Raw genomic sequence first — 26638 nt, 5'->3', positions numbered from 1 at the left:
TCCCCATTTCCGTCACCCCGGCGAAAGCCGGGGCCCAATAAACCGGTGAAACATGACAACTGCCGCCCGCTTGATTCTATTCAGGGGGTCCCGGCTTTCGCCGGGATGACGTTCTTTCGCCGGGATGACGGTTTGCGGAATCTGGAGGCCGGTCGTTGATGACGTCGACGCGTTTCATCGAGTTCCAGGGCGGCGATGTCGAGGCCTATTTGCGCTCGCAGGAGGAAAAGGACCTGCTGCGCTTCATCACCTGCGGCAGCGTCGATGACGGCAAGTCGACCCTGATCGGAAGGCTTCTTTATGAAGCCAAGATGCTCTTCGAGGACCAGCTCTCGGCGCTCGAAGCGGATTCGAAGCGGGTCGGCACCCAGGGCGGCGCGCTCGATTTCGCCCTTCTCGTCGACGGCCTCTCGGCCGAGCGCGAGCAGGGCATCACCATCGATGTCGCCTATCGCGCCTTCACCACCGACAAGCGCAAATTCATCGTCGCCGACACGCCGGGCCATGAGCAATATACCCGCAACATGGCGACCGGCGCCTCGACCGCCGATCTCGCCATCATCCTGATCGATGCGAGGAAGGGCGTCCTCACCCAGACGCGCCGCCATTCCTTCATCGCCACCTTGCTCGGCATCCGGAACATCGTCGTCGCCGTCAACAAGATGGATCTGATGGATTATCGCCGCGATGTCTTCGAGGCGATCGCGGAAGACTATCGCAGTTTCGCGAAACAACTCGGCATCGAGGATTTCACCTGCATCCCGCTCTCGGCGCTGAAGGGCGACAATGTCATCGAGCCGTCCGTTTCCATGCCCTGGTATCACGGCCCGACCTTGATGGCGCATCTCGAGAGCGTGGCTATCGGCGAGGCGACGGACAAGGGCGACTTCCGCCTGCCGGTGCAATGGGTGAACCGCCCGGACCAGGCTTTCCGCGGCTTCTCCGGCAGCATCGTCGAAGGCACGGTGAAGCCGGGCGACGAGATCCGCGCCGTGCCGTCGGGCAAGACCTCGCGCGTCGAGCGCATCGTGACCTATGACGGCGATCTCGCCGAAGCCGCCTCCGGCCAGGCCGTGACGATCACGCTCGAGGACGAGATCGACATCAGCCGCGGCGATGTGATCTGCGCCGCCAATTCGCCGCTCGCCGTCGCCGACAAGTTCGAGACCCGCATATTGTGGATGGACGAGGAGGCCATGCTTCCCGGCCGCCCCTATCTGATCAAGGCGGGGCCGCTCACCATTCCCGGCGCCTTCGAGGCGCCGAAATACAAGGTCAATGTCAACACGCTCGAGCACGTCGCCGCCAAGACCCTCGGCCTCAACGAGATCGGCGTCGTCAACATAGATCTCGACCGCGCCATTCCCTTCACCCCCTATGGCGAGAACCGACGTCTCGGCAGCTTCATCATCATCGACCGTTTCACCAACAACACGGTCGGCATGGGGCTCATCAATTTCGCGCTGCGCCGCGCCTCGAACATCCATTGGCAGGCGCTCGATGTGAACAAGGCTTCCCGCGCGGCCAAGGCCGGACAGAAGCCGACCATCCTGTGGTTCACCGGCCTGTCGGGTTCCGGCAAGTCGACCATCGCCAATCTGGTCGAGAAGCGGCTCCATGCCGCCGGCCACATGACCTATCTTCTCGACGGCGACAATGTCCGCCATGGGCTCAACAAGGATCTGGGCTTCACCGATGCCGACCGGGTCGAGAACATCCGCCGCGTCGCCGAGGTGGCGCGGCTGATGGTCGATTCCGGTCTCATCGTGATGGTGTCGTTCATTTCACCCTTCCGCTCCGAGCGCCTGATGGCGCGCGAGCTGGTCGCTAAGGGCGAATTCGTCGAGATCTTCGTCGATACGCCGCTCAGCGTGGCCGAGACGCGCGACGTGAAGGGCCTCTATGCCAAGGCGCGGCGCGGCGAGATCAAGAACTTCACCGGCATCGATTCCGACTATGAGGCGCCGGAGGCGCCGGAACTGCGCCTCGACACGACGAAGCTCTCGCCCGAGGAGGCGGCCCAGAAGATCATCGCCCATCTCACCCAGGCCGGACGGCTCACGCCCGATATTCCGGTCATCGATCCGCCGGGCTTCCAGTGAGCGAGGCCGGCATCCTTTTCACCTGGCTGAACGGGCCTGACATCGCCCGGCTCGCCATGACGGATGAGGAGATCCTGGCCGCGGTGGAGGGCGGCTTGCGCGCGCAAGGCCTCGGCCAGACGGTGATCGAGCCCCGCATGCATCTTACCCCCGACCCTGCCTTTCGCGGCCATTTCAATGTGCTGCGCGGCTATGTGGCGCCGCTTGCGCTCGCCGGCGTCAAGATCGTCGGCGACTATGTCGACAACTGGCGGAAGGGCCTGCCCTCCGAGATGGCGCTTCTCAACCTCTTCGATCCGCGCACCGGCATGCCGGTCGCCATTCTCGATGCGACGGCGATCACCGAGATGCGCACCGGAGCCCTGACCGCGCTCGGCGCCCGCCATCTGGCGCGCAAGGATTCGAAGATCCTCGGCCATGTCGGCGCCCGCGGCACCTCCTACTGGAATATCAGGCTGCTCGACCACCTGTTCGATTTCGCCGAGATCCGCGTCCATTCGCGCCGCAAGGAAAGCCGCGAAGCCTTCGCGCAGACCCTCGAGCGCGACCTCGGCAAGAAGATCATCGTCACCGAGGACTGGCAAAGCTGCCTCGAAGGTGCGGACATCATGGTCGAGGCCTCGCGCCTCGAGCGGCGGGACGAGATCTTCAAGACCGCCTGGATCAGGAAGGGCGCCTGCGTCATCCCCTATGGCACGGTAAGCGCGCTCGAGCTGTCCATGACCTCGATCATGGACAAGGTCGTCATCGATGATTTCAGCCAGTTCCGCGCCGGCAAGTTCGGCGCGCTCAGACCCCATATCGATGCCGGCCTCATCAGCGAGGCGACCGTGCATGGCGAGCTGGCCGAGATCGTCGCCGGCAAGAAACCCGGGCGTGAGAGTGACGCGGAGACGATCCTGTTCTGGCACCGCGGCCTGTCTTTGTCCGACATCGCGCTCGGCGCCGCGATGCTCGACAAGGCGAAGGCGCTCGGCATCGGCCAGACACTCACTTACGCATAATACCCTCGCCCCGCTTTAGCGGGGAGAGGGAGGGACCCATTGCGCAGCAATGGGAGGGTGAGGGGCCTCTGCGTGACCTGACACAGGCCCCTCACCCTTCCCAACGCTTCGCGTCGGGCCCCTACCCTCTCCCCGCTAAAGCGGGGCGAGGGTCGGCAGCTTTCCACTTTTCACCAGCTCTGCGGCAATCCTCTCGATCTCTCTTCCCAACGGCCGGTCATCGTCGATGAATCCCGAAACCCCTCGGACCGCCTTGTGAACCGGCGCCAGCCGTACCGGCAATTCCTTCACCCCCGCCAGATCTACCGCTTGCACCCCGGCCAACAGTTCCAACGCGATCAGGAGATCCATCCGGTCGAGCAGTTCCCCGAGCTTCTGCGCTGCCAGGGCGGAGAAAGTCGCCGCATCTTCCTGCCCATCGGCATTGTGGCTGGGGAGGATCGGCACCGGATGGGCAAGATGGATGATCTCCGCCCGGAGCGCCTCCGCCGGCTTCATCAGCGGGCCGAAGCCGGCGCGGTCGGTGCTTTCGGAAGAGAGCAGCGGCGGCAGGTCGGAGAATGAGGGGCTCATGAGGCGCTGGATGCGCGACACGCTGTCGGTCGCGACGAGCGCCAGCGCCCGCGCCATGCCGTCGAGTGCCAGCGTCAGATGCGGCATATGGAAATTGCTGGTGCCGATGATCCTCTCCTCATCGAGAAGCACGACCGGATTGTCGGCCACCGAATTGAGCTCGACCGCGAGCGCCGCTTCGAGCCGCGCCGCTTCCGCATAAGCCGCGCCATGGACTTGCGGCATGCAGCGGAAGGACAGGGGATCCTGGAAGCGCCGCGCCTTCACCTCCGCCGTGCCGCAATCGGTGAGCGCCAGCAATTCATCGCCCGCCTCGATTTCGCCGGGCTGCGGCCTGATCCGCGTCGCCGCCTTCTGGAACGGCGTGCGGTTGCCGCGGAACCCGACGAACGACAGGGCACCGGCAATCTGCAGTGACGTGACGGCCCGCCGCGCTTGCACCGCCGCCAGAGCCGCAAGCCCGACCGAGAAGGCGGTCGAGTTGCACAGGACCTGGCCATCCTTCGGCGCCAGCACCAGCGGCGCAAGGCCGGCCGATTGCAGAACTTGTGCGGCCGGCTGGCGCTCGCCTTCGACAAGCATCTCCCCTTCCCCGATCAGCGCATGCGGCAGTGCCGCCATGGCGACCAGGTCGCCGGCGCCGATCGAGGCATGGCGCGGCATGACCGGAATGACATTGCGGTTGAGAGCCTGCACAAGCGCGTCGGCCACCGCCGGGCTCGCACCTGGCGCACCTGTGAGCAAGCTGTTGAGCCGCGCCACCATCACGGCGCGCACCTCCTGCGGCGGCAGTGGCGGCCCGAGCCCCTGGGCGCGGCCACGCACCATGCGGACACTGAACTCGGCCAGCGCGTCGGGCTTCAGCATCTGCCCGGCCCGGGCGCCGAGACCGGTATTGAGCCCATAGACCGGAATTCTTTCGCTCAGATGCCTGTCGACGATGCGCCTTCCCTTGTCGATGAGGGCCCGCGCAATGTCATCGATCACGACCGTCTCGCCCCGCGCCACGCGCTCGACGCCCTTTGGATCGAGCGAGCGTCCGTCGAGGATCACGGCCGCCATGCGAGCATGGTCTCGGCGATGCGGCGCAGCACCGGCTTGAGCTTCGCCACCTTGGCGGGATCGAGACGGTTCGACCCGTCATCCATGAGATGGCAGTCCTGGCCCTTCTCCATCTGCACCGCATGCACATGATCGGCGGGCTTGCCGAAGTGGCGGGTGATGTGGCCGCCGATGAACCGCCCATTCACGATCTGCGTGAGACCGCTTTCCTGCATGACCCTGGCGATCCGCGCCGCGAGCCCGGGCGCACAGCTCTCGCCTTTGACGGTGCCGAGATTGAGATCGGGCAAGACGCCATCGAACAGCCTTGGCACGCGGGACGCAATGGAGTGGCAATCGAACAGGAGCGCATAGCCATGGCGCTTCTTCGCCCGCGCGATCTCCCTGGCGAGAGCTTCATGATAAGGCCGCCAATAGGTCTCGCGCCTCAGCGCCACCTCATCGGCCTTAACCTCCGTGCCATCGCGATAGATCGGCGTGCCGTCGAATTCGATCGGCGGACAGAGGCCGGTGGTCGCCTGGCCCGGATAGAGGCTCTGATCTTCAGGCGGGCGGTTGAGGTCGATCACATAGCGGCTGACATTGGCCCTGATCACCGTCGCCTTGAGCGCAGGCGCGAAATCATAGAGCTGCTCGACATGCCAGTCGGTGTCGGGAAGCTTCCGCGCATGGTCCGTCAACCGCGCCGCGATATCAGGCGGCAGATCGGTGCCGGCATGCGGCACGGAGAAGATGAGGGGACCGTCGGCTTGCTGCAGTTCGAAGAGCTTGCTCACGCCGCCGAAGCTACCGACCGAACGCTCCCCTGTGAAGCGGTTTCAGGCGGCAAGCGGCTCGTCCAGCACCTCACTTTTCGGGATGACGATGGGGAATGCGATCAGCAGGACGAGGTTGAGCACGGCGAAGCTGGCAAAGGCGCCGGCGAAGCCCCATCGGTCCGCCAGCGGGCCGGCGATGAGCGAGCCTGCGAAGAAGGCGCTCCAGCCGATCCAGCGATAGCTCGCCACCACCCGGCCGAGCATGCTCACCGGAACCGCCGCCTGCTGATAGGCGCTGACGCTGATCACCCAGAAGACGCCGCCAAAGCCCGCCAGGAAGGCCGCGACGGCGGTGGAGACATAGCCGAAGCCGAGCGCCGGAATGGCATGGAACAGGATGGTCCCCACGACATCGGCGGCCAGCACCAGGCGCGTGCCGATGACGCGATGGACGCGGCCATAGGCGAAGGCGCCGGCAAGGCTGCCGCAGCCCAGCGTGGTGACGATGAAGCCATAGGCGGTCGCCGAGAGGGCGAGGCCTTCGGCTGAGATCACATAGCTGACGATCAGCACGAACCACCCGCCCCAGGCGATCGACATGACGGCGAGCACGATGGTGAGGCCGCGCAGGACCGGCGCCTGGATCAGGAGTCTGAGCCCGCTGGTCACATCGGCGAAACGCAAGCCTGCCTGCGCCGGCGCCGCCGCACCGGCGACGCCGGCGATGAGCAGCAATCCAGCAAGCAGGATGACGGCGGCGGCGGCCAGCGCGGCAATAGGCGCGACATCGACGAGGGCCGTCACCAGAACCGGCGCCAGCAAGGTGACGCCCACCGTCTTGGCACCATTGAGCAGGCTGTTGGCCGACCGCAGATCCTGCTTCGCCACGACCTCCGGAAGGATCGACTGGCTCGACGTGTCGACCAGCACTTCCGACGCGCCGACCGCGAAGCCGGCCAGGCACAGGAGGACGAGCGCATGTGTGCCCGTGGCGTAGAGCGCGAGGAGAACCATGATGCCGGCCACCGCCAGCGCTTCGCCGGCCCGCAGCACCTGCACTTTGCGCGACCGGTCGAGTATCAGGCCGGCGAGCAGCCCGAAAGCCGGCCAGGCGGCGGCGACCGAGGCGGCGAACATGCCGATCGCCGAGGGCGCGCTGCCGCCCAGCGCCAGCAAGGCCGGCACGGCATATTTCACCGCATTGATGCCGAAGCCGGCGCCGGTGACCGAGGCCACGATCAGATGGAGTGGACGCATTGCCGCGTAATCACTATATTAGCGATAGTCGCTTACTAATCGAATCGCGTAAGCTTGTAAAATGAAATCTGAGATTACATTTCAGCACCCTGCCCGGCTTCGGCCCGAGCGCCTGCCGGCCGACTTCGCTCTGGCCTTCGTCAACACCTATGACCCGGTGCGCGCCGTCACCGATCTCCTCGCCAATCCCGAGCATTGCCGGGTGTTCCTGAGCGAATGGTGCGAGCTCGACTGGGACCTCGACTGGGGCAAGATCGCCCGCCGGCTGCAGCTCTTTCGCGACGACCTGCGCACACACCTCATCCGTTTCATCACCGCCGAGGTCCCGCTCGCCGACTTCACTCGCTATCTCGATCACAAGCTCGAACATTGGCCCTGGATCGCGCGGCCTGTCGCGGAGGAGAAATCCGTCCGCATGATTTTCGTGCCCTCGCCGCAATTGAAGCCCGTCCAGCATGTCGAAGCGGTGGTGACGCGTGGGATCGCCGATCTCATCGCCGAATTGGGGCCGGAGCGCCTGCATCAATGCCAGTCGCAGCCCTGCGAGGAGATCTTCGCCGACCATTCCAAATCCGGCCGCCAGCGCTTCTGCGGCAAGCGCTGCGCCACGCGTTTCAATGTAGCGATGTTCCGCAAGCGCAAAACCTCCTGAGCATGTGCTTTTCCGACGACACGCTCGAAAATTTCGTCGCCCACGGCGCACCGTCGCTGCCGGCACCTGAACGCGAAGGCCACATCGAACATGACGGTGCGCGCATCTGGCATGCATCTTACGGATCGGGCCCGCCGGTCATCCTGCTGCATGGCGGACTCGGCCACAGCGGCAATTGGGGCTATCAGGCCGGACCCCTGCTCGCGTCCGGCTACCGCGTCATCGCCATCGACAGCCGAGGCCATGGCCGCTCCACGCGCGACCACCGCCCTTACACTTATGAGCTGATGGCGTCTGATGTTCTCGCTGTCATGGATCATCTCCATGTCGAGAAGGCGGCTTTCATCGGCTGGAGCGATGGCGCCTGTATTGCGCTCGTCCTCGCCATGCGGGCGCCGCAACGGGTCAGCGGCGTCTTCTTCTTCGGCTGCAACATGGATTCGAGCGGCACCAAGGAATTCGTCATGACACCCATCGTCGAGCGCTGCTTCAGCCGCCATGCCAAGGACTACGCCATTCTCTCGGCCACGCCCGATGATTTCGATGCTTTTGTAACGGCGGTCAGTTTCATGATGAAGACCGAGCCCAATTATGCGGCGGGCGACCTTGCCCGGATCACGGTTCCCGTTACGATCGTCCATAGCGAGCATGACGAGTTCATCAGGCCGGAACATGCCGAATGCCTGGCCCGAAGCATTCCCGGTGCCAGGCTGATCCGGCTTTCGGGCGTCAGCCACTTTGCGCCGCTGCAACGGCCTGACGATTTCAATCGCGCGACACTGGCCTTTCTGGCGCGTCTCGCCGCAGATTAAATCTGCAACGGGCCGTGGCCCAAGCCTTCAACTTCGGCGGGATTTGCTCTAACGTAAATGCTTTTCGGCATAGGGCATCCATCTGCCTGGAATTTAGGCATATGACGGCGGAAATCATCGACGCGCTTTATGAAGCCGCGTTCATCGCGGAAAAGTGGCCTGCCGTTCTGACACGTATTACGGATGTGGCGGCGGCGAAGGGCGGCGTGCTTCTGGTGTTTGCGGACAACATGCGCATCCGAGGACAGGCCGTCCCATCATTGCAGGACATGATGAATGCGGCCATTACCGACGAGGCGTTGCGGGTGAGCCCCGTGGCCGCTCTCGAACTCATGAATAGCGTACGGCCGGCAAGCTTCATCGAACTGGACAGTTTCATGACGCCGCAGCAGATCAGGGACGATCCATTGCGCGTTCGATTGCGCGCCCGCGGTCTCGGCAGGCAAGCCTGCACGGCCATAGCCATGCCGAGCGGCGAGGTGGCGATGTTCATCTTCGAGCGCGGTCTGGACGAGGGTATCCACCCGGCGGAGAGCTTGGCCTTCCTCGATGGCATGCGACCCGACATGGCACGCGCCAGCCTCGCTGCCGCTCGGCTCAGGCTGGAACAGGCGCGTGGCTCAGTGGAGGCTCTGGCGATGATCGGGCTCCCGGCTGCGGTTCTCGCCGGAAATGGCCGCGTCAGGGTGACGAACGCCCTGTTCGACCGCGAGAAAGAGCTTTTTGTCGCCACGGCCTTCGGCGGCATCGCCCTTTCCCATCCTGACGCCAACCGCTTGTTCCAGCTTGCCTTGCAGGCCCCGGGCGGTGCGGCGGTCCTGCGCTCGATTCCGCTGCGCAATACCCTGCCGCCGCCGATCGTGCTGCATGTCCTCCCGCTCAGGCGCGATGCGCATGATCTTTTCGGCGGCGGCGATCAGCTCATCGTCGCCACCGCCATCAGCGCCAGCATGCTAGTGCCCTCGCCCACCATCTTGATCGGCCTGTTCGACCTGACGCCGGCGGAAGTGAAGCTGGCCACCGCTTTGGCCAAAGGACTGAACCTGAAGGCGGCCGCCACCGAAGCCGGCCTGCAATTCTCGACCGTACGCACCTATCTGAACCGCATCTTCCGCAAGACGGGAACTAATCAGCAGAGCCAACTTATTGCGCTTCTGAAGTCGGCTCATCCGCTTCAGCCCTGACAACCCATAAAATTGCACTCGCCTAGCATCATATGATGCTAGGCGGCCTTGCAATTTCCCGGCAGATTTTCCGCATTGGGGCTGAACCAATGTGGTTTCCGGCGGCGCGATGCGCATCTGCCGGACTCTTGCCAGGGAGGTTTCATGAAGACGGCGATCTATTTCATCGGAGTGGCGGCGGCAGCGACCGTGGCCATCGTAGGTTTGCCACAGCTGGTTGCGAGGACCGAAGCGGCCTTCAATCCGTGCTCGGAGAAGAAAGAACATTGTGGCGGCACCGACCATTCGGATCTGAGTAATCAACAGAAATCCCACTCAGTCACTGGACGGAACTCTGGAGAATCTGGAACTACGAGTGGCGGCACCTCCGGGCAAACTAGCGGCGGTACATCTGGCGGTACCAGCGGCGGCACTTCTGGCGGCACGAGCGGCAGCACTTCTGGCGGCACGAGTGGCGGCACTTCTGGTGGCACGAGCGGCGGCACATCTGGCGGCACGAGTGGCGGCACTTCTGGCGAAACGAGTGGCGGCACATCTGGTGGCACCAGTGGCGGCACCAGCGGCGGTACGTCTGGCGGCACTTCTGGCGAAACGAGTGGCGGCACATCTGGTGGCACCAGTGGCGGCACCAGCGGCGGTACGTCTGGCGGCACCAGCGGCGGTACGTCTGGCGGCACTTCTGGCGAAACGAGTGGCGGCACATCTGGTGGCACCAGTGGCGGCACCAGCGGCGGTACGTCTGGCGGCACCAGCGGCGGCACTTCTGGAGGTACCAGCGGCGGTACGTCGGGTGGCACCAGCGGCGGTACGTCGGGCGGCACCAGCGGCGGTACGTCGGGCGGCTAGGCGAGGCTTGATCAAATCAAAATGGATATCGGGCAACCGGGGCGGACGGATGTTCAACGGAGCCAGGATGGTCATGCTTGCGACCGAAGCCGCCAGGAGAGCCCCCGCCCTCTGATTCCCGCACGCCCTGACTCAGCCAGCCTATGGACTGGTGCCGCAGGTGTAACCGCCGCCATTGCAGGCGCGGTGCTTCTGCGCGACTGGAGCGAAGTTGTCTATATCAAGACGCTTGCGGTGCTGGCTATATCTGCGGCCACCATGCTTGCCATGGATATCTTCGTCTATCGCGTCCAGCTCAATCCCACCACGGAACTGGCGCAGCAGCCGGTCCGGCCGCTCAATTGGCTAAGGCTATTCCAGAAGCTTGCCGGCTTCTGGATCACAATTGGCGTGATCGCGGCACTCTATGCGCTCATACCGGAATATGCCAACGCCTTCTACCGCCCCTTCAAGGATGCAGCCCTATATCTGCTGCCGGGTGTCGTCGTCGCTTCGCCCTTCTATATCGCCTGGGTCGATCGCCGGCAACGCGATCCCGAAGATGCCTATGCGCAGCTTGCTGCCTTCCTCATCGGACGCAGGTCGGTTGACCGGGCGGCGCTTGCCCTTCATGCGCGAGGCTGGCTGGTGAAAGCCTTCTTCATCCCGCTGATGTTCGTCTATGTGCATGATGATCTGAAAGCGATGTGGACGGCGCCGCTGCTGCCGGTGCTTGCATTCGAGCACATCTTCCCGCGTCTCATCGATCTCTTCTATCTGATCGACGTGCTGCTGGCGGCCATCGCCTATACGCTGACCTTGCGCGTCATCGACAATCACATAAGGAGCGTCGAGCCGACGATCGGCGGCTGGGTCATCTGCGTGATCTGCTATCGGCCTCTGGTCGATGCGCAGGCGCCCTATATCCAGTATGAGCTCGACAAGCTGCACTGGGGTGATGTGTTCGCACCCTGGCCTTGGGTCTATGTGCTGTGGGGCAGCCTCATTTTGGTGCTGGCCTTCATCTATGTCTGGTCGACCGTGATCTTCGGCCTGCGGTTTTCCAATCTCACCAATCGCGGCATCATCGCCTCAGGGCCTTATCGATGGGTGAAGCATCCGGCCTATCTGGCCAAGAATCTGAGCTGGTGGATGATCTCGGTGCCCTTCGTCGCCGGCGCCGGCTGGCCGATCGCGCTGCAATCCTGCCTCATGCTCGGCGCTGCCAATATGATCTACTATCTGCGCGCTCGCACCGAGGAACGCCATCTGAGCGCTGATCCCGCCTATCGCAAGTACAAGGCCTATATGGCCGAGCACGACCTCTTCGCCCGTCTCAGGCGCATGGCTGGTCTAGGCCGCGCCAAGTTCCTTCAATAGTCCGGGCGCGAAACGCGCAAACGTCCCCGCTTCCACCATGCCGGCGACGCTCTCGATGTCGGTGGCGAATTCGCGGTCGATATCGCGCGCGGCAGCCTTGCCGCGGATCAGCGCGTAGGTCTCCTCCAGCGGCTTCGATGAGGTGAGCGGCCGGCGGAAATCGATGCCTTCGGCGGCGGCGAGCAATTCGATGGCGATGATGCGGGCAAGATTGGCATTCATCAGCGCAAGACGCCTTCCGCCATGGGTCGCCATGCTGACATGGTCTTCCTGGTTGGCGGATGTCGGCACGCTGTCGACGCTGGCGGGATGCGCAAGCTGCTTGTTCTCGCTCATCAGCGCGGCTGCGGTGCATTGCGGGATCATGAAGCCCGAATTGAGGCCCGGATTGCGGATGAGGAAGGGCGGCAAGAGCGAGATGGTGGGATCGATGAGCGCGGCGATCCGCCTTTCGCTGATCGAGCCGATCTCGGCGACCGCCATGGCGATGATGTCGGCGGCGAAGGCGACGGGCTCGGCATGGAAATTGCCGCCCGACAGCACCGCGCCGTCCTCGACGAAGACGAGGGGATTGTCGGAGACGCCATTGGCTTCGATGACGAGGGTCTTCGCCGCATTGCCGAGGAGATCGAGGCAGGCGCCCATCACTTGCGGCTGGCAGCGGAAGGAATAGGGATCCTGCACCCTCTCATCGCCGGTCACATGCGAGGCGCGGATGGCGCTGCCCTGCATCAGTCGGCGGTAGTGCCCGGCCGCGAGCTGCTGCCCGGGATGCGGCCGCAAGCTGTGGATGCGCGGGTCGAAGGGCGTGTCGGAGCCCATCACCGCATCGACCGAAAGGGCGCCGGCCAGGATCGCCGCCGCGGCATTGCGCTCGGCGGCGATGAGGCCGTTGAGCGCCAGCGCGGTCGAGACCTGCGTGCCATTGAGCAGCGCCAGCCCTTCCTTGGGGCCGAGCGGCACCGGTGAGACGCCTGCCGCCTTGAGCGCCTCGGCGCCCGAGACGCGCTTTCCTTTGACGAAAGCCTCGCCCTCGCCGATGAGGACGAGCGAGAGATGGGCGAGCGGCGCCAGGTCGCCCGAGGCCCCGACCGAGCCCTGCCCAGGAATGACCGGCAATATGTCCTGGTTGAGAAGACCCGCCAGCGTATCCATCGCCTGGAGGCTGATGCCCGAGGCGCCTTGCGACAGGGCATTGATCTTGAGCAGCAGGATGGCGCGCACGATAGAGGGCTCGAGCGGCGCCCCGACGCCCGCCGCATGCGAGCGCACGATATTGATCTGCAGCGCCGAGAGATCGGCCGGCGCGATGCGCTGCTTGGCGAGCTTGCCGAAACCGGTATTGACGCCATAGATCGCATCGCCCGTGGCGAGGAGCCGCGTCACCGTCTCGGCGCTCCGCGTGATGGCGGCGCGCGCTTTCCCGGTGAGCTCGACCGTGACCGGCCCCGCCAGCGCCTGGCTCACATGATCGAGGGTGAGCGGTCCTTCTCCGATACGGATCATTGCAACACCTATTTTGTCAGCCGCTTCACCGCGGCGCGGAACTTCTTCTCGATCGCTTCTTCTCTTATATGTCGACGCTCCTGCACCACATGTTCGCCGGCGACGAAGACATCGCGCATGCAGGCATTGCCGCCGGAGAATATCCAGCTATCGAGCGCCGAATCCCCCGAGCGCCCGATCAGCGCCGGATGCCCATCATCGAGCACGGCGATATCGGCGCGGTAGCCAGGGGCCAGGGCGCCGACCTTCTGCGCCATGGATTGGGCCCCGCCCGTAAGTGCCGCATCGAGCAAGGTGCGCCCCGTCGATTTGCCGGGGCCGGAAGCCAGCGCATTGCGGGTGCGGTCCCTGAGGCGCTGCGAATATTCGAGCTGGCGCAGGTCTTCCGCCGGGCTGACGCTGATATGGCTGTCGGAGCCGATGGCGATGGCGCCCTTGTTCTTGAGGAAGAGATCGGCGGGGAATGTGCCGTCGCCCAGATTGGCTTCGGTCGTGGGACACAGCCCCGCGATCATGCCGGAGGCCGCCATGCGTGCCGTCTCATCCGCCGTCATATGGGTGGCATGGATGGCGCACCAGCGCTGCGACAGAGCGAAATTGTCGATGAGATACTGGACCGGCCGCGCCCCCTTCGACCAGGCGATGCAGTCATCGACTTCCTTGGTCTGCTCCGCCACATGGATATGGATCGGCGCTGTCTTGCGCCCCAGGCGGTCGAGCCCGGCGATCACTTCGTTGAGAAGCTCCCTGGTCACGGCGCGCAGCGAATGCGGCGAGATGCCGAGCTGGCGCAAATTATGGCCCTTGCTGGCTTTGTCGAGGCTCGAAAGGATTTTGAGATAGCGAGTCTCATCATTGATGAAGCGCCGCTGCCCCTCTGTCGGCTTCTGGCCGCCGAAGCCGCCATAGGCATAGAGCGTCGGCAGCATCGTGATGGCGATGCCCGCCTCCTCGGCCGCCGCAAGGCAGCGCAGCGACAGCTCGGCCGGCTCGTCATAGGGCGAGCCATCGGGCTGGTGATGCAGATACTGGAATTCGCCGACAATGGTCGAGCCGCTCTTCAGCATCTCGACATAGAGCTGGGCCGCGACCGCCTCGAGATCTTCCGGTCCGAGCTTGAGCGCGAAGCTATACATCACTTCCCGCCAGGTCCAGAAGCTGTCGGCCCCTGGCCCTGCCACTTCGGCGAGCCCCGCCATCAGCCTTTGATGGGCATGCGAATGGATGTTCGGCATGGCCGGAATGGCGATGCCTTTCAGGGTCTTGGCGGTCTTGTCGGAGCTGCCGGCCTCGACCTTTTCGATCATGCCATGGGCATCGATGGTGAGCGTGACGTCCTCGGCCCAGCCCGAGGAAAGCAAAGCGGAGGCGAATTTCAACTTGCGCTGTTTCATCTTTTCACTATACTGTATATACAACCTTATACAAGTGGCTTCGATGCTTTTTTCCAATCTCAGACTGGCGACGATGACGGAAGGCGGGCCCTATGGCCTGATCGAGGATGGCGCGGTGCTGGTGAAGGATGGACGGATCGCCTGGACCGGGGCGCGGAAGGAAGCGCCCGCGGCTCAGTCGATCGACTGCGGCGGGCGCCTCCTCACCCCGGGCCTGATCGACTGCCACACCCACATTGTCTATGGCGGCAATCGCGCCCGGGAATTCGAGCAGCGCCTCAATGGCGTCTCCTATGCCGAGATCGCCAAGGCCGGTGGCGGCATCCTCTCGACGGTGCGCGCCACCCGCGCGGCCAGCGAGGAAGAGCTGCTCAAATCGGCATCGACCCGGCTCGAAAGCCTGCTGGCCGAAGGCGTCACCACGATCGAGATCAAATCGGGCTATGGCCTCGATGTCGAGACAGAGCTCAAGATGCTGCGCGTCGCCCGCGCGCTCGGCAAGCAGCATCCGGTCGATGTGGTGACGAGCTATCTGGGCGCCCATACTTTCCCGGCCGAATATCGCGACGATCACGCGGCCTATGTCGATCTCGTCTGCGGCAAGGCCTTGCCGGCCGTCGCCCAAGCCAGGCTCGCCGACGCCGTCGATGCCTTTTGCGAAGGCATCGCTTTCTCCGTCGCCGAGACGGAGAAAGTCTTCGCCACCGCACAGAAGCTCGGCATTCCGATCAAGCTCCATGCCGAGCAATTGTCCAATCTGGGCGGCGCCATTCTCGCCGCGCGCTATGGGGCGCTCTCCGTCGATCACATCGAATATCTGGATGAGGATGGCGTCGTTGCCATCGCGCAATCGGGCACCGTCGCGGTGCTCCTGCCCGGCGCCTTCTACTACCTGAAAGAGAAGCAGCACCCGCCGGTTGCCGCCCTGCGCGCCCGCAAGGTGCCGATCGCCATTGCGACCGATCTCAATCCCGGCTCCTCGCCCGTCCATTCCTTGCTCGCGACCATGAACATGGCTTGCGTCCTCTTCGGCCTCACCCCGGAAGAAGCTTTGCGCGGCGTGACGGTGAATGCCGCCCGCGCGCTGGGCTTCAAGGACAGGGGCCGGATCGCACCCGGCATGAAGGCCGATCTCGTTCTGTGGAATGCCGAGCGCCCGGGTGATCTCGCCTACCCGCTCGGCTTCAATCCCCTCGCCGCGGTGATCCGCAATGGCGAAATCATCAGGGGAAAACTCTGATGACGGCGCCCCTTTATGCCAAGGTCAAGGAGCACATTCTCGGCCATATCCGCTCCGGCGCCTGGACGCCCGGCATGCGCGTGCCGTCCGAGAACGAGCTCGTCGAGACCTTCAGCATCTCGCGCATGACCGCCAACCGCGCGCTGCGCGAGCTCACCGCCGATGGCTTCCTTTCCCGCGTGCCGGGGGTCGGCACTTTCGTCAAGGAGCCGCCGGCCCGTTCGAGCCTCGTCGAACTGCGCAACATCGCCGATGAGATCGCAACGCGTGGACACCGGCATACCGCTCACATCGAAACGCGCGAGACCATCGAAGCCTCAGCCGCGCTCACCGAGGAATTCGAGCTCCGGCTGCCGGCAAAGCTCTTCCATCTGGTGATGGTGCATAGCGAGAACGGCGTGCCGGTGCAGCTGGAAGAGCGCTATGTGAATCCTTTCGCCGCGCCGCACTTCAACGAGCAGGATTTTTCGGCCGTGACGCCGACCGGCTATCTCGTCGCCGCGGTGCCGGTCGATGAGCTCGAGCACACGGTCGAGGCCGTCATGCCGACGCCCGATCAGCAGGCTTTGCTCGATATCGGCGAGCATGAGCCCTGCCTTGCTCTGCACCGGCGCAGCTGGAGCAAGGGCCATGTCGTCACTGTCGTGACGCTCACCTATCCCGCCAGCCGCTATGCCCTTCACAGCCGCTACAAGACATCGCCCTCCGGAACGCTGAGCCAGTAGGAGTTTTTATGGACACCCGCCGCGACAACAGCCGCATCATCACATCGCCGACCGGCACGAAGATCAGCGCCAAGAGCTGGCTCACCGAGGCGCCCTTGCGCATGCTGATGAACAATCTCGATCCGGGCGTCGCCGAGCGCCCCGAGGAGCTCGTGGTCTATGGCGGCATTGGCCGGGCCGCCCGCAACTGGGAAGCCTTCGACCGCATCACGGCGTCGTTGCGTTCGCTCGAGGCGGACGAGACCTTGCTTGTGCAATCGGGCAAGCCGGTCGGTATCTTCCGCACCCACAAGGATGCGCCGCGCGTCCTCATCGCCAATTCCAACCTCGTGCCGCACTGGGCCGACTGGAACCATTTCAACGAGCTCGACCGCAAGGGCCTCATGATGTACGGCCAGATGACGGCGGGCTCGTGGATCTATATCGGCACGCAGGGCATCGTGCAGGGCACTTATGAAACCTTCGCCGAGGTCGGGCGCAAGCATTATGGCGGCAAGCTCAAGGGCAAATGGTTCCTGACCGCGGGGCTTGGCGGCATGGGCGGCGCCCAGCCGCTCGCCGCCACCATGGCCGGCGCCTCGATGATCGCCATTGAATGCCAGCCGTCCCGCATCGAGATGCGTTTGAAGACGCGCTATCTCGACGCCAGGGCCTCGAGCATCGATGAAGCGCTGGCCATGATCGACACGTCGCACAGAGCGGGCAAGCCGATCTCGGTCGGCGTGCTCGGCAATGCGGCCGAGATTCTCCCGGATATGGTGAAGCGCGGCATCAGGCCCGATGCGGTGACCGACCAGACCTCGGCGCATGATCCGGTCAATGGCTATCTCCCCGCCGGCTGGACCATTGCCGAATGGGAAGAGAAGCGCGTCTCCGATCCCAAGGCCGTCGAAGCGGCGGCGAAGCAATCCATGCGCGTCCATGTCGAGGCGATGCTCGCTTTCCACAAGGCCGGTGTGCCGACCCTCGATTACGGCAACAACATCCGCCAGGTCGCCCTCGATATGGGCCTCAAGGACGCTTTCGCCTTTCCGGGCTTCGTCCCGGCTTATATCCGTCCGCTCTTCTGCCGCGGCATCGGTCCCTTCCGCTGGGCCGCTCTCTCCGGCAACCCGCAAGACATCTACAGGACCGACCAGCGCGTGAAGGAGCTGATCCCGGATGATCCGCATCTCCACAACTGGCTCGACATGGCCAGGGAGCGCATCGCCTTCCAGGGCCTTCCCGCCCGCATCTGCTGGGTCGGCCTCGGCCAGCGCCATCGTCTGGGCCTCGCCTTCAATGAAATGGTCAAGAACGGCGAAGTCGAAGCGCCCATCGTCATTGGCCGCGATCATCTGGATTCTGGCTCGGTCGCCTCGCCCAACCGCGAGACCGAGGCGATGATGGATGGCTCGGATGCCGTTTCCGACTGGCCGCTCCTCAATGCGCTGCTCAACACCGCGAGCGGCGCGACCTGGGTGTCGCTGCATCATGGCGGCGGCGTCGGCATGGGCTTTTCGCAGCATTCGGGCATGGTCGTCGTCTGCGACGGCTCGGACGATGCGGCGCGAAGGCTCGAGCGTGTTCTGTGGAACGATCCGGGCACCGGCGTCATGCGTCATGCCGATGCGGGCTATGACATCGCCATCAATTGCGCGAAAGAACAGGGCCTCAAATTGCCGTCGCTCGGCATCGGCGTTTGAGAGCAGAGATGACCCAGCACATGCCGTCCCTCGTCATCACCGGCCACGATCTCGATTTCCGCGAACTCGCGCGGGCTGCTTCCGGTATGCTCGCCGTCTCCGTCGCCCCTTCGGCCTTCGCGGCGATCAGGGCCTCGCGCGACATCGTCGAGACCATCCTGAAAGAGAACCGTCCTGCCTATGGCATCACCACCGGCGTCGGCTCGCAGAAGGATTTCAAGGTCGATCCGGCCACGGCGGCTGCCTATAACGCCAAGCTCGTCGCGGCGCATGCGACGCGCGTGCCGGGACCGACTCTGCCTCCCGAGGCCGTGCACGGCGCCCTGCTCTTTCTCGCCAACCAGTTCGCCCATGGCCTCTCCGGCGTCTCGCCGGAGCTGGTGGAAGTGATTGCGGGCGCGATCAACAGCGCGAAGATGCCGGAGATCGATGGCTCGGGCTCGGTCGGCGCCTCCGACCTCGTGCCCAATGCGCAATTGTCGTATTGGCTGCTCAACCGCCCCGAGGCGAAGAAGCTCGGTCTGCCGAGGCCGAAGGAAACGCTCTCCCTCATCAACAACAATGCGGTCTCGCTCGCCCAAGGCTCCATCGCGCTGGCCTCCGCCGAACGCCTGATGCCGGCCTTCGATCTGGCCGCCGCGGTGGCGCTGGAAGGATTTCGCGGCAATCTCGGCGCCATCTCGGAAGAGGCCAATCGCGCCCATAAACGCCGGGGCCAGCGCCGCAGCGCTCTGCGCATGCGCAATTACCTCGCCGACAGCCGCCTGTGGAAACCGGGCGAGGCGCGTCTTCTGCAGGATCCCCTTTCCTTCCGCTGCGCCTCGCAGGTTCATGGCGCGGCAGCGGAAGTCTTCGCATCAGCCGCAGATGTGTGGAACAGCGAGCTCAATTCGGTAAATGACAACCCGATCATCGATCGCATCAGCGGCAACGCCGTATCGAACGGCAATATGGACACCACAAGGCTTACCCTCGCCGCCGATCATTTGCGCCAGGCTCTGGCCAAGATGTGCGATCTGGCTGGCGAGCGCGTGCACAAGCAGCAATGGCCGGCCTTCACCGGCCTGCCCACCGGTCTTGCCGAGGAGGCGGGTGCGGTGGGCGGCGTGCAGTTCCTCAATCTCGGCCACATCACCGCTTCCCTCGTCACCTCGGTCAAGATCTGGGCCCGCCCCAGTCTCCTCAATTCCGTCGGCCAGGTGGCCGATGGCGTCGAGGACACCGCGAGCCACGCGCTTCATGCCGTGCATGACCTGATGCGTGTCATCGATGCCGGCTGGAAGATCGCCGGGCTCGAAATGATGATCGCGGTCTGGGCCATCAGGCGCCGGCGCCTGCGCAAGGCCGATCTCGGCCGCGGCATCCGCCCGGCGGTCGAGATACTGGGCGACATGCTGCCGATCGGGCGCGAAGGCGAGACGATCTTCGATATCGCGCCTCTGATCACCGAACTGCAATCGGGCTCGATCCTCGATCGCGCCTTGACGGAAGCCCGCGAGAAGGTCGATCCTGCTCTCGAATGAGATGAGGGCGGCAGCTTCATGTGGAACCCCCGGGCGATAGGCCTGTTGATCGCGCTCGCCGCAAGCCCGGCCTTGGCGCAAGCGCCGATGAATCTCGACGAAATCGATCCGGCCATGGTGGCCGATTTCCTCGGTGACTGGACCATCCAGAACGCCGATGCCGGCAAGACCTGCAAGGTGACATTGTCGCGCGAGGAGACGATCGGCGGCATGGTGATCGATGTCGACCCTGAATGCGGCAAGGTGTTCCCGGTCATGAATGATGTGGCGAGCTGGCGGCTCCTTGAAGGCTGGGAGATCGTGCTCGCCGACGCGACGCGGAAATCGCTGATCCGCTTTTTCACCCCCGACAATGCCTATGTCGCCGAGCCCGAGACTGACGGCATCAAGACCATCGTGAAGCTCGGCAGCGGCGCGCTGGAGAACTGACGACGCTCCTTCCAACATTTCCCCCTCGCCCGTTGCGAAGCAATGGGAGAGGGTGGCCGAAGGCCGGGTGAGGGCTCTTTGCCTCAGGAGCGACGCTTTCGAGAAAGAGCCCTCATCCGCCCTCTGGGCACCTTCTCCCATCCTGCGGACGGGAGAAGGGAAACTTCGTCACGATTTCACGCGCAGATTCTGCGGATCATAAAGCGGCTCCAGATGGATCTGCGCCTTCAGCAGGTTATTCGCCACCACCAGCTCATAGGTCCCATTGCGCAGATAATCGTCATCGACACCGGCCGCATCGCGCACATAGCCAAAGCCGATCGGCTTGCCGACCGTGTAGCCATAGCCGCCGCTGGTGAGATAGCCGACCTGCTTGCCATTGCGCAGGATGGTCTCGCGGCCCAGCAGCACGACATTCGGATCGACCGTGGTGAAGCAGGTGAGTTTCTTCGCCAGCGGCGAATGCACCGCCTTCTCGCAGGCCTCCCGTCCCATGAAGGCGATGTTCGATCTGAGCTTCACCGCCCAGCCAAGCCCGGCCTGGAACGGATTGTCATTGGGCGTGATGTCGGAGCCCCAGGCGCGATAGCCCTTCTCAAGCCTGAGCGCTTCGAGCGCGCGATAGCCGGCGGGCGCGATGCCATGCGCCGCACCTGCTTGCATCAGCGCGTCGAAGACATCACCCGTTGCCCCGATCGGCATATGCAATTCCCAGCCGAGCTCGCCCACATAGGTCACGCGCAGCGCGCGCAATCTGTGTCCAGCGATCTCGATCTCGTGCACATGGCCGAAGGGGAAAGCCGCATTCGACATATCGGCGCGGGTGATCGCGGCGATCACCTGACGGGCATTCGGTCCCATCACCGACAAAGTGCCCCACTCTTCGGTCACATCCACGAGCCTCGCATCGAGACCGGGCCTGATATGATCCCTGATCCAGGCGAGGTCATGGGTGCGGAAGCCGGTGCCGGTCACGATATAGAAGTGATCTTCCTTAAGCCTCGCCACGGTGAGATCGCATTCGATGCCGCCCCGCGAATTGAGGAGCTGCGTATAAGTGAGCCGCCCGGAGGGACGCGCCACGTCATTGGCGCAGATCCAGGACAAGGCCTCGGCCGCATCTTTTCCCTTGAGTTCATATTTGGCGAAGGACGACTGGTCGAAGACGCCGACCTGCTCGCGCACCGCCTTGTGCTCGACACCCACAGCATTGAACCAGTTCTGCCGGCCCATCGAATAGATGTCTTTCGGCTCGGCGCCCTTGGGCGCAAACCAGTTCGGCCGCTCCCAGCCGAGCTTCGAGCCGAAGCAGGCATTGAGTTCCTTGAGGCGCTCATAGAGCGGCGACACGATGCGCGGCCGACCGCTCTGATATTCCTCATGCGGGAAGCCGACCGTATAATGCTTGCCATAGGCCTCGAGCGTGCGCTCATTCACCCATTGCCTGTCCTTGTGCAGGTCGGAGAATCGCCTGATGTCGACCACCCACAGGTCCATCGGCGCCTCGCCCTGCGCCACCCATTGCGCCAGCACCCAGCCCGCCCCGCCGCCGCTCGCAATGCCGAAGGCGTTGAAGCCGGCGCCGACATAGTAATTGGCGAGCTCGGGTGCGGCGCCCAGGATGAAATTGCCGTCCGGCGTGAAGCTTTCCGGCCCATGGATCATCTTCTTGATGCCGGTCGTCTCGAGCGCCGGCACACGTGCCAGCGCATGCGTCATATGCTGCTCGAAATGATCCCAGTCGTCCTCGAACAGCTGGAACTCGAAATCGCTTGGCACGTCGTCGAGCGTCCAGGTGATCGGATCGGGCTCATAGCCGCCCATCACCAGCCCGCCGACTTCCTCCTTGAAATAGATGCGCCGGTCGGGATCGCGGATGGTCGCGATGTCGGTGGCGAGGCCCTCCACCTTCTCGGTGATGATATATTGATGCTTCACCGGCTGCAGCGGCACGCTCACCCCGGCCATGGCGCCCAGCTGGCGCGCCCATTGCCCGCCGCAATTCACCACCTTGTCGCAGGCGATGCGCCCGTGATTGGTCCTGACCGCGACGACGCGGCCCTTGTCGATCTCAAAACCTTCGACGCGCACGCCTTCGAAGAGCTTCGCCCCATGCATGCGCGCGCCCTTGGCCAGCGACTGCGCGATGTCAGAGGGACTGGCCTGGCCATCGGTCGGCAGGAAGCTGGCACCGACAAGATCGGATGTTTCCAGCAGCGGCCACATCGCCTTGACTTCCCTGGGCGACAGCAGATGCATTTCCATGCCGAAGCTCTGCGCCGTGGTGGCAAGACGCTTATATTCGATCCAGCGGTCCTCGTTGCAGGCGAGCCTCAGACATCCGGTCATCTTCCAGCCGGTCTCGAGCCCGGTCTCCCTGGCCAGGTTCTTGTAGAGCTCGACCGAATATTTGAGCACTTGCGTGATCGACGCCGAGGAGCGCAACTGCCCGACCAGCCCCGCCGCATGCCAGGTCGATCCCGAGGTGAGCTTGTTCTGCTCCAGCAGGATGACATTGGCCCTATGGTCGCGCGCCAGGTGATAGGCGGTCGAGCAGCCGATGATGCCGCCGCCGATGACGATGATGTCCGCTTGGTCAGGAAGATTCATGATTTCCCATATCGCTCTTCGAAGGTCTTGAGCGCCCGCTCATAGCGGCCGAGATATTCATTGGCATGCGCCACATAATCGACGCCCGGCGCATTGAGATGAAGCTCCGACACCATCGCCCAGGTCGCCTCGCGCAAGGTGGAGGCCGTCTTCATCGCATCGAAGGCGCGCTGGGTCGCCTCGTCCGGCGCCTTGCCGAAATAGAGCGTGAGCAGCCGGCGCTCGTCCTCAGGGCTGAAGGAATTGTTGGCGGAGATATTGGCGAGGTCGAACATCGCCGTGCCGAAGCCGCCATACTCCCAGTCGATGAGCCACAGCCTCTTGCCGTCATCCATGAAATTGCCGGGCAGGAGATCGTGATGGCCGAAGATGACGGGCAGCGGCACCTGCGCTTCCTCGAGGAAATCGACCTGCGCCATCCAGCGCGGGATATCGGCGGCGCGACTGTGGCTCCCTTCTTTCAGCGTATGGGCATAATCGCGCAGCACATGGAAGACCCAGAAGACCGAGGCCGGACCGGTGATCCTTCGCTTCATCTCGCGATGGCATGTCTTGAGAAGCTCGGCCGAGCGCTCGAGATTGCTGCGCACATCCGCTTCCGAGCAGGTTCTGGCTTCGATGAAGCGCACCACCATCAGGCCTTGCTCGGCATGGATGACTTCCGGCGACAGCCCCGCTTCATGGGCCGCCCGGCTGGCGCGCGCCTCGCGGTCGCGGAACACATGATGGCAGGGAAAATCCTCGCCGACGCGCGCGACATATTTTCCGCCTGCGTCGCTGACGACGAAGCTCGCATTGCTCAAGCCGCCCTTGAGCGGCGTCAGCGTGACGGCGCCCCTCCAGCAGGTGAGATCGCGCACGCGCTGTTCGGCTGACCCCGTCATGCCAGCCCGCGCCTGGCTTTCATGCGGTCGACCCAGGCGGTGATCAGCCGGTCGGCGATGATGCCGATGAAGGCGATGGCGAGCCCGGCCACGATGCCCTTGCCGGCATCGGCCTTGGACAGCGCCTTGAACACCTCCTGCCCCAGGTCGCGCGTACCGATCATGGCGCAGATGACGATCATGCTGAGCGACAAGAGGATGGTCTGGTTGATGCCGAGCATGATCTCGGGCAGCGCCACCGGCAGCTGCACCCGCCAGAACAACTGTCTTTTGGTGCAGCCGGCCGCGATCCCCGCCTCGATCAGCTCATGCGGCACCTGCCTGATGCCGTGATTGGTGTAGCGGATGGCGGGCACGATGGCGAAAGCGACGGTGGCGATGAGCGCCGTCACGTCGCCGACCCGGAACAGCATCACCACCGGGATGATGAAGCAGAAGGAGGGGATCGTCTGCAGCGTGTCGATGACGGGCGTCACGATGCTCTCGACGCGTTTCGAGCGCGACGCCCACAGGCCGATCGGAATGCCGATCAAAGCGGCGATGAAGGCCGCGGCCCCGCACAGATAGAGCGTCGCCATGGTCTGCACCCACAGGCCCGTCACCGCGCAGAAGGAGGCCAGGAGCGCCACGATGATGGCGAGCGGCAGCGCGCCCAGCCGGTAGCCGGCAAAGCCCAGGAGCAGCGCCACGCCGAGCCACGGCAATCCCTCGAAGAAGGCGCGCAGCGGATTGAGCACATAGATCAGGAAGCTGGTGCGCATCACCTCGATGATGTCGAAGTAATTGACCGTCACCCAGTCGACCGCCGCCTTCCAGGCGGGCGCGGTGGTGAGCGTGATTTCGGTCGGCACCTTGGCGAAGGCCGGCAGCGCGAGCGCCACCAGGGTCGTCCCGATCAGCAGCGCCAGGATGGCGATGAGATTGAAATGCCGCTGATGCCAGGGCAGTGCCGCGGCTTCCTGCTCGGGCTTCTGCAGGGCGGCCGCCTGGCTGACGCGGTCGAGCACGATGGCGAGGATGACGATGGCGAGCCCCGCTTCCATCGCCTGGCCCACCTTGAGGGCGCGCAAAGCGAGGAGCACGTCATAGCCGAGCCCGCCCGCCCCGATCATCGAGGAGATGATCACCATGTTGAGCGCCAGCATGATGACCTGGTTGACGCCCAGCATCAGCGAGGGCTTGGCGCTCGGCACCAGCACGCGCCACAGTTTCTGCCGCCTGGTGCAGCCCGCCATGTCGGCGAAATCCTTGATGTCCTGCGGCACTTTCGAGAGTCCGAGAACGGTGGCACGCACCATGGGCGGCGTGGCGAAAAGGCCGGTGGCGAGCAAGGCCGAGACCGGGCTGTTGCCGAACAGCAGCAGCATCGGGATCAGATAGGCGAAGGTCGGGATCGTCTGCATCAGATCGAGCATCGGCGTGATCACGAGCCGGTTCACGCTCGGCGAGAGATAGCCCCAGATGCCGATGAGAAGACCGGTCGCGACGCAGATCGGCACGCAGACCAGGATCAGCGCCAAAGTCAGCATGGCGCTGTCCCATTGCCGGAACAAGGCGATCGCCAGGAAGCTCAGGCCGCTCAACAGAGCGAGCCTCATGCCGCCGAAGCGATAGCCGATGAGACCCGCCACCGCGCAGACGCCGACCCAGGAGAAGCGCGGCAAGGTGACGGTGCTCTCGCCCCAGCCGATCTTGTAGCCCTTGGCCAGGAAGCCCAAGGCAAGCTGCAGCGGGATATTGATGATGTCGGCAAGCCCGCGCGTCAGCCAGGTGAAGGTCACCTTGATCCACTGCATGATGGCGCCGATCCACTCGGCGAAGGGGATGATGGCGGCGGACGGGTAATCCTCACCGCCGGGCACGATCCAGGCGATGGCGAAGGCCACGGCAATCGCGGCGATGACTATCGCGGCGATGCGCCAGCCGGGCAGTGCGCGGGCACCCGTTTCGCGATGATCGAGCGCGACATCGGTCATGTTGGCGCCGCCTTGCCGGACCTGCGCCCGGCGAGGAGATCGATGACCGCCTGCGGCGCGATCTCCCCCACGAGCTTGCCTCCCGCATCGGTCACGGCAAAAGGCTCCCGGGCGGCGACGATATCGGCGGCAAAGGCTTCCACTTTCGCTTTCGCCGTCACCGTGCCGGCATGTTTTGCGGAAGTCTTGCCGCGCGTCATCAGGCTTGCCGCCGACATCACCTTGGCGCGGTTCACGTCGCGGGTGAATTCCGCCACATAGTCGGTGGCGGGGTTGAGCACCAGCTCTTCCGGCGCCCCGATCTGGATGATCTCGCCATCCTTCATGATGGCGATGCGGTCGGCGAGGCGGATCGCCTCGTCGAAATCATGAGTGATGAAGACGATGGTCTTCTTCAGCACATTCTGCAGCCGCATGAGCTCGGACTGCATCTCGCGCCGGATCAGGGGATCGAGGGCGGAGAAGGGTTCGTCGAGGAACCAGATTTCGGGCTCGACCGCGAGCGAGCGGGCGATGCCGACGCGCTGCTGCTGGCCGCCGGAGAGTTCGCGCGGATAATGATGCTCGCGGCCCTTGAGGCCGACGAGGTCGACCATCGCTCTGGCGCGCTTGGTCTGCTGCGCCTTGGGCACGCCCTGGACCGAGAGCGGGAAACCGACATTTTCGAGCACGGTCAGATGCGGCAGGAGCGCGAAATGCTGGAACACCATGCCCATCTTGTGGCGGCGGATCTCGATGAGCTCGGCCTCGCTCGCTTTGAGGAGATCGCGGCCGTCGAACCGGACCTCGCCATAGGTCGGCTCGATGAGGCGCGACAGGCAGCGCAGCAGCGTCGACTTGCCGGAGCCCGAAAGCCCCATGACGATGAAGATCTCGCCCTCATGCACATCGATGCTGGCGCGCCGCACCGCGCCGATGAGCTTCGCCCGCGCCAGCGCCTCGGCCGGGGCATCGCCCTTGTGCTCTCTCATGACGCCTTCGGCATTGGGGCCGAAGACCTTCCACAGATTGCGGCAGGACAATTTCACCGGCCGCTTGATATCGGTCATTGCAAATC

General features: G+C 64.2%; 21 protein-coding genes. 12 read left to right on the top strand and 9 right to left on the bottom strand.

Annotated features, from left to right (window positions below; translation table 11 throughout):
- Window positions 1-158 precede the first annotated feature (158 nt).
- Complete coding sequence (cysN, locus tag DT068_RS01525) at window positions 159-2102, top strand: sulfate adenylyltransferase subunit CysN (RefSeq protein WP_119387997.1); 1944 nt, start codon at window positions 159-161, stop codon at window positions 2100-2102.
- Window positions 2103-2158: 56 nt separating this feature from the next.
- Window positions 2159-3106 carry an ornithine cyclodeaminase family protein gene (locus tag DT068_RS01520; protein ID WP_119388296.1) on the top strand — a complete coding sequence of 316 codons (948 nt, stop codon included), beginning with the start codon at window positions 2159-2161 and terminating at the stop codon, window positions 3104-3106.
- Window positions 3107-3241: 135 nt separating this feature from the next.
- Here DT068_RS01520 and DT068_RS01515 read toward each other — a convergent pair whose 3' ends face one another.
- The 3 genes from DT068_RS01515 to DT068_RS01505 are packed head-to-tail and all read right to left on the bottom strand — an operon-like array spanning window position 3242 to window position 6756.
- Window positions 3242-4741, bottom strand: a complete 1500-nt coding sequence (locus DT068_RS01515) for an HAL/PAL/TAL family ammonia-lyase (RefSeq protein WP_119387996.1) — start codon at window positions 4739-4741, stop codon at window positions 3242-3244.
- Entirely contained in the window at window positions 4729-5517 is a 789-nt protein-coding gene (gene hutG / locus DT068_RS01510; RefSeq protein ID WP_119387995.1) for an N-formylglutamate deformylase, read from the bottom strand. The genes DT068_RS01515 and hutG overlap by 13 nt, the downstream gene beginning before the upstream one ends.
- Before the next feature lie 42 nt (window positions 5518-5559).
- Window positions 5560-6756: an MFS transporter gene (locus DT068_RS01505; protein WP_119387994.1), complete on the bottom strand. Its 1197-nt coding sequence runs from the start codon at window positions 6754-6756 to the stop codon at window positions 5560-5562.
- A gap of 61 nt (window positions 6757-6817) precedes the next feature.
- Between DT068_RS01505 and DT068_RS01500 the strand changes: the two genes are divergently transcribed.
- From DT068_RS01500 to DT068_RS01480, 5 genes are all read left to right on the top strand, one after another.
- On the top strand, window positions 6818-7408 hold the full coding sequence (locus DT068_RS01500) for a CGNR zinc finger domain-containing protein (RefSeq protein WP_119387993.1): 591 nt from the start codon (window positions 6818-6820) through the stop codon (window positions 7406-7408).
- A gap of 2 nt (window positions 7409-7410) precedes the next feature.
- A complete protein-coding gene (locus tag DT068_RS01495) occupies window positions 7411-8220 on the top strand; it encodes an alpha/beta fold hydrolase (RefSeq protein ID WP_119387992.1) in 810 nt (269 codons plus the stop codon).
- A gap of 101 nt (window positions 8221-8321) precedes the next feature.
- A complete protein-coding gene (locus DT068_RS01490; protein WP_119387991.1) occupies window positions 8322-9404 on the top strand; it encodes a helix-turn-helix transcriptional regulator in 1083 nt (360 codons plus the stop codon).
- A 355-nt stretch (window positions 9405-9759) separates the two neighbouring features.
- Window positions 9760-10365 (top strand): hypothetical protein, encoded by a 606-nt coding sequence (locus tag DT068_RS01485; protein WP_162913941.1) that lies wholly within the window; start codon window positions 9760-9762, stop codon window positions 10363-10365.
- 71 nt (window positions 10366-10436) lie between these two features.
- Window positions 10437-11609 carry a methyltransferase family protein gene (locus DT068_RS01480; protein ID WP_162913940.1) on the top strand — a complete coding sequence of 391 codons (1173 nt, stop codon included), beginning with the start codon at window positions 10437-10439 and terminating at the stop codon, window positions 11607-11609.
- Here DT068_RS01480 and hutH read toward each other — a convergent pair.
- Together hutH and DT068_RS01470 are read right to left on the bottom strand one after the other, a co-directional pair.
- The gene (gene hutH / locus DT068_RS01475; protein WP_119387988.1) at window positions 11583-13115 is read right to left on the bottom strand and encodes a histidine ammonia-lyase; all 1533 of its coding nucleotides are present in this window, start codon (window positions 13113-13115) and stop codon (window positions 11583-11585) included. The two genes, DT068_RS01480 and hutH, sit on opposite strands and share 27 nt — an antisense overlap.
- A gap of 8 nt (window positions 13116-13123) precedes the next feature.
- The gene (locus tag DT068_RS01470; RefSeq protein WP_119387987.1) at window positions 13124-14509 is read right to left on the bottom strand and encodes a formimidoylglutamate deiminase; all 1386 of its coding nucleotides are present in this window, start codon (window positions 14507-14509) and stop codon (window positions 13124-13126) included.
- 43 nt (window positions 14510-14552) lie between these two features.
- Here DT068_RS01470 and hutI point away from each other — a divergent pair, with 43 nt between their 5' ends.
- The 5 genes from hutI to DT068_RS01445 are packed head-to-tail and all read left to right on the top strand — an operon-like array spanning window position 14553 to window position 20111.
- A complete protein-coding gene (hutI, locus tag DT068_RS01465; RefSeq protein WP_119387986.1) occupies window positions 14553-15749 on the top strand; it encodes an imidazolonepropionase in 1197 nt (398 codons plus the stop codon).
- Window positions 15749-16474: a histidine utilization transcriptional repressor HutC gene (hutC, locus tag DT068_RS01460; protein ID WP_119387985.1), complete on the top strand. Its 726-nt coding sequence runs from the start codon at window positions 15749-15751 to the stop codon at window positions 16472-16474. The genes hutI and hutC overlap by 1 nt, the downstream gene beginning before the upstream one ends.
- A gap of 8 nt (window positions 16475-16482) precedes the next feature.
- On the top strand, window positions 16483-18159 hold the full coding sequence (gene hutU / locus DT068_RS01455) for a urocanate hydratase (protein ID WP_119387984.1): 1677 nt from the start codon (window positions 16483-16485) through the stop codon (window positions 18157-18159).
- An 8-nt stretch (window positions 18160-18167) separates the two neighbouring features.
- A complete protein-coding gene (locus DT068_RS01450) occupies window positions 18168-19682 on the top strand; it encodes an aromatic amino acid lyase (RefSeq protein WP_119387983.1) in 1515 nt (504 codons plus the stop codon).
- 18 nt (window positions 19683-19700) lie between these two features.
- The gene (locus DT068_RS01445) at window positions 19701-20111 is read left to right on the top strand and encodes an AprI/Inh family metalloprotease inhibitor (protein ID WP_119387982.1); all 411 of its coding nucleotides are present in this window, start codon (window positions 19701-19703) and stop codon (window positions 20109-20111) included.
- A gap of 168 nt (window positions 20112-20279) precedes the next feature.
- Here DT068_RS01445 and DT068_RS01440 read toward each other — a convergent pair whose 3' ends face one another.
- Genes DT068_RS01440 through DT068_RS01425 form a run of 4 tightly spaced genes read right to left on the bottom strand, consistent with a single transcriptional unit; the run spans window position 20280 to window position 26630 of the window.
- On the bottom strand, window positions 20280-22721 hold the full coding sequence (locus DT068_RS01440) for a GcvT family protein (RefSeq protein ID WP_119387981.1): 2442 nt from the start codon (window positions 22719-22721) through the stop codon (window positions 20280-20282).
- Window positions 22718-23605: a phosphotransferase gene (locus tag DT068_RS01435; RefSeq protein ID WP_119387980.1), complete on the bottom strand. Its 888-nt coding sequence runs from the start codon at window positions 23603-23605 to the stop codon at window positions 22718-22720. Before DT068_RS01435 ends, DT068_RS01440 begins: the two co-directional genes overlap by 4 nt.
- Window positions 23602-25581 (bottom strand): ABC transporter permease, encoded by a 1980-nt coding sequence (locus DT068_RS01430; protein WP_119387979.1) that lies wholly within the window; start codon window positions 25579-25581, stop codon window positions 23602-23604. Before DT068_RS01430 ends, DT068_RS01435 begins: the two co-directional genes overlap by 4 nt.
- Window positions 25578-26630, bottom strand: coding sequence for a quaternary amine ABC transporter ATP-binding protein (locus DT068_RS01425; protein WP_368904362.1), 1053 nt, complete (start codon window positions 26628-26630; stop codon window positions 25578-25580). Before DT068_RS01425 ends, DT068_RS01430 begins: the two co-directional genes overlap by 4 nt.
- Window positions 26631-26638 lie beyond the last annotated feature (8 nt).

Origin of the sequence: Taklimakanibacter lacteus, from assembly GCA_003576695.1 — a bacterium.
Classification (GTDB): Bacteria; Pseudomonadota; Alphaproteobacteria; order Rhizobiales; family Aestuariivirgaceae; genus Taklimakanibacter; species Taklimakanibacter lacteus.
This window is presented reverse-complemented; position numbering and strand designations above follow the sequence as displayed.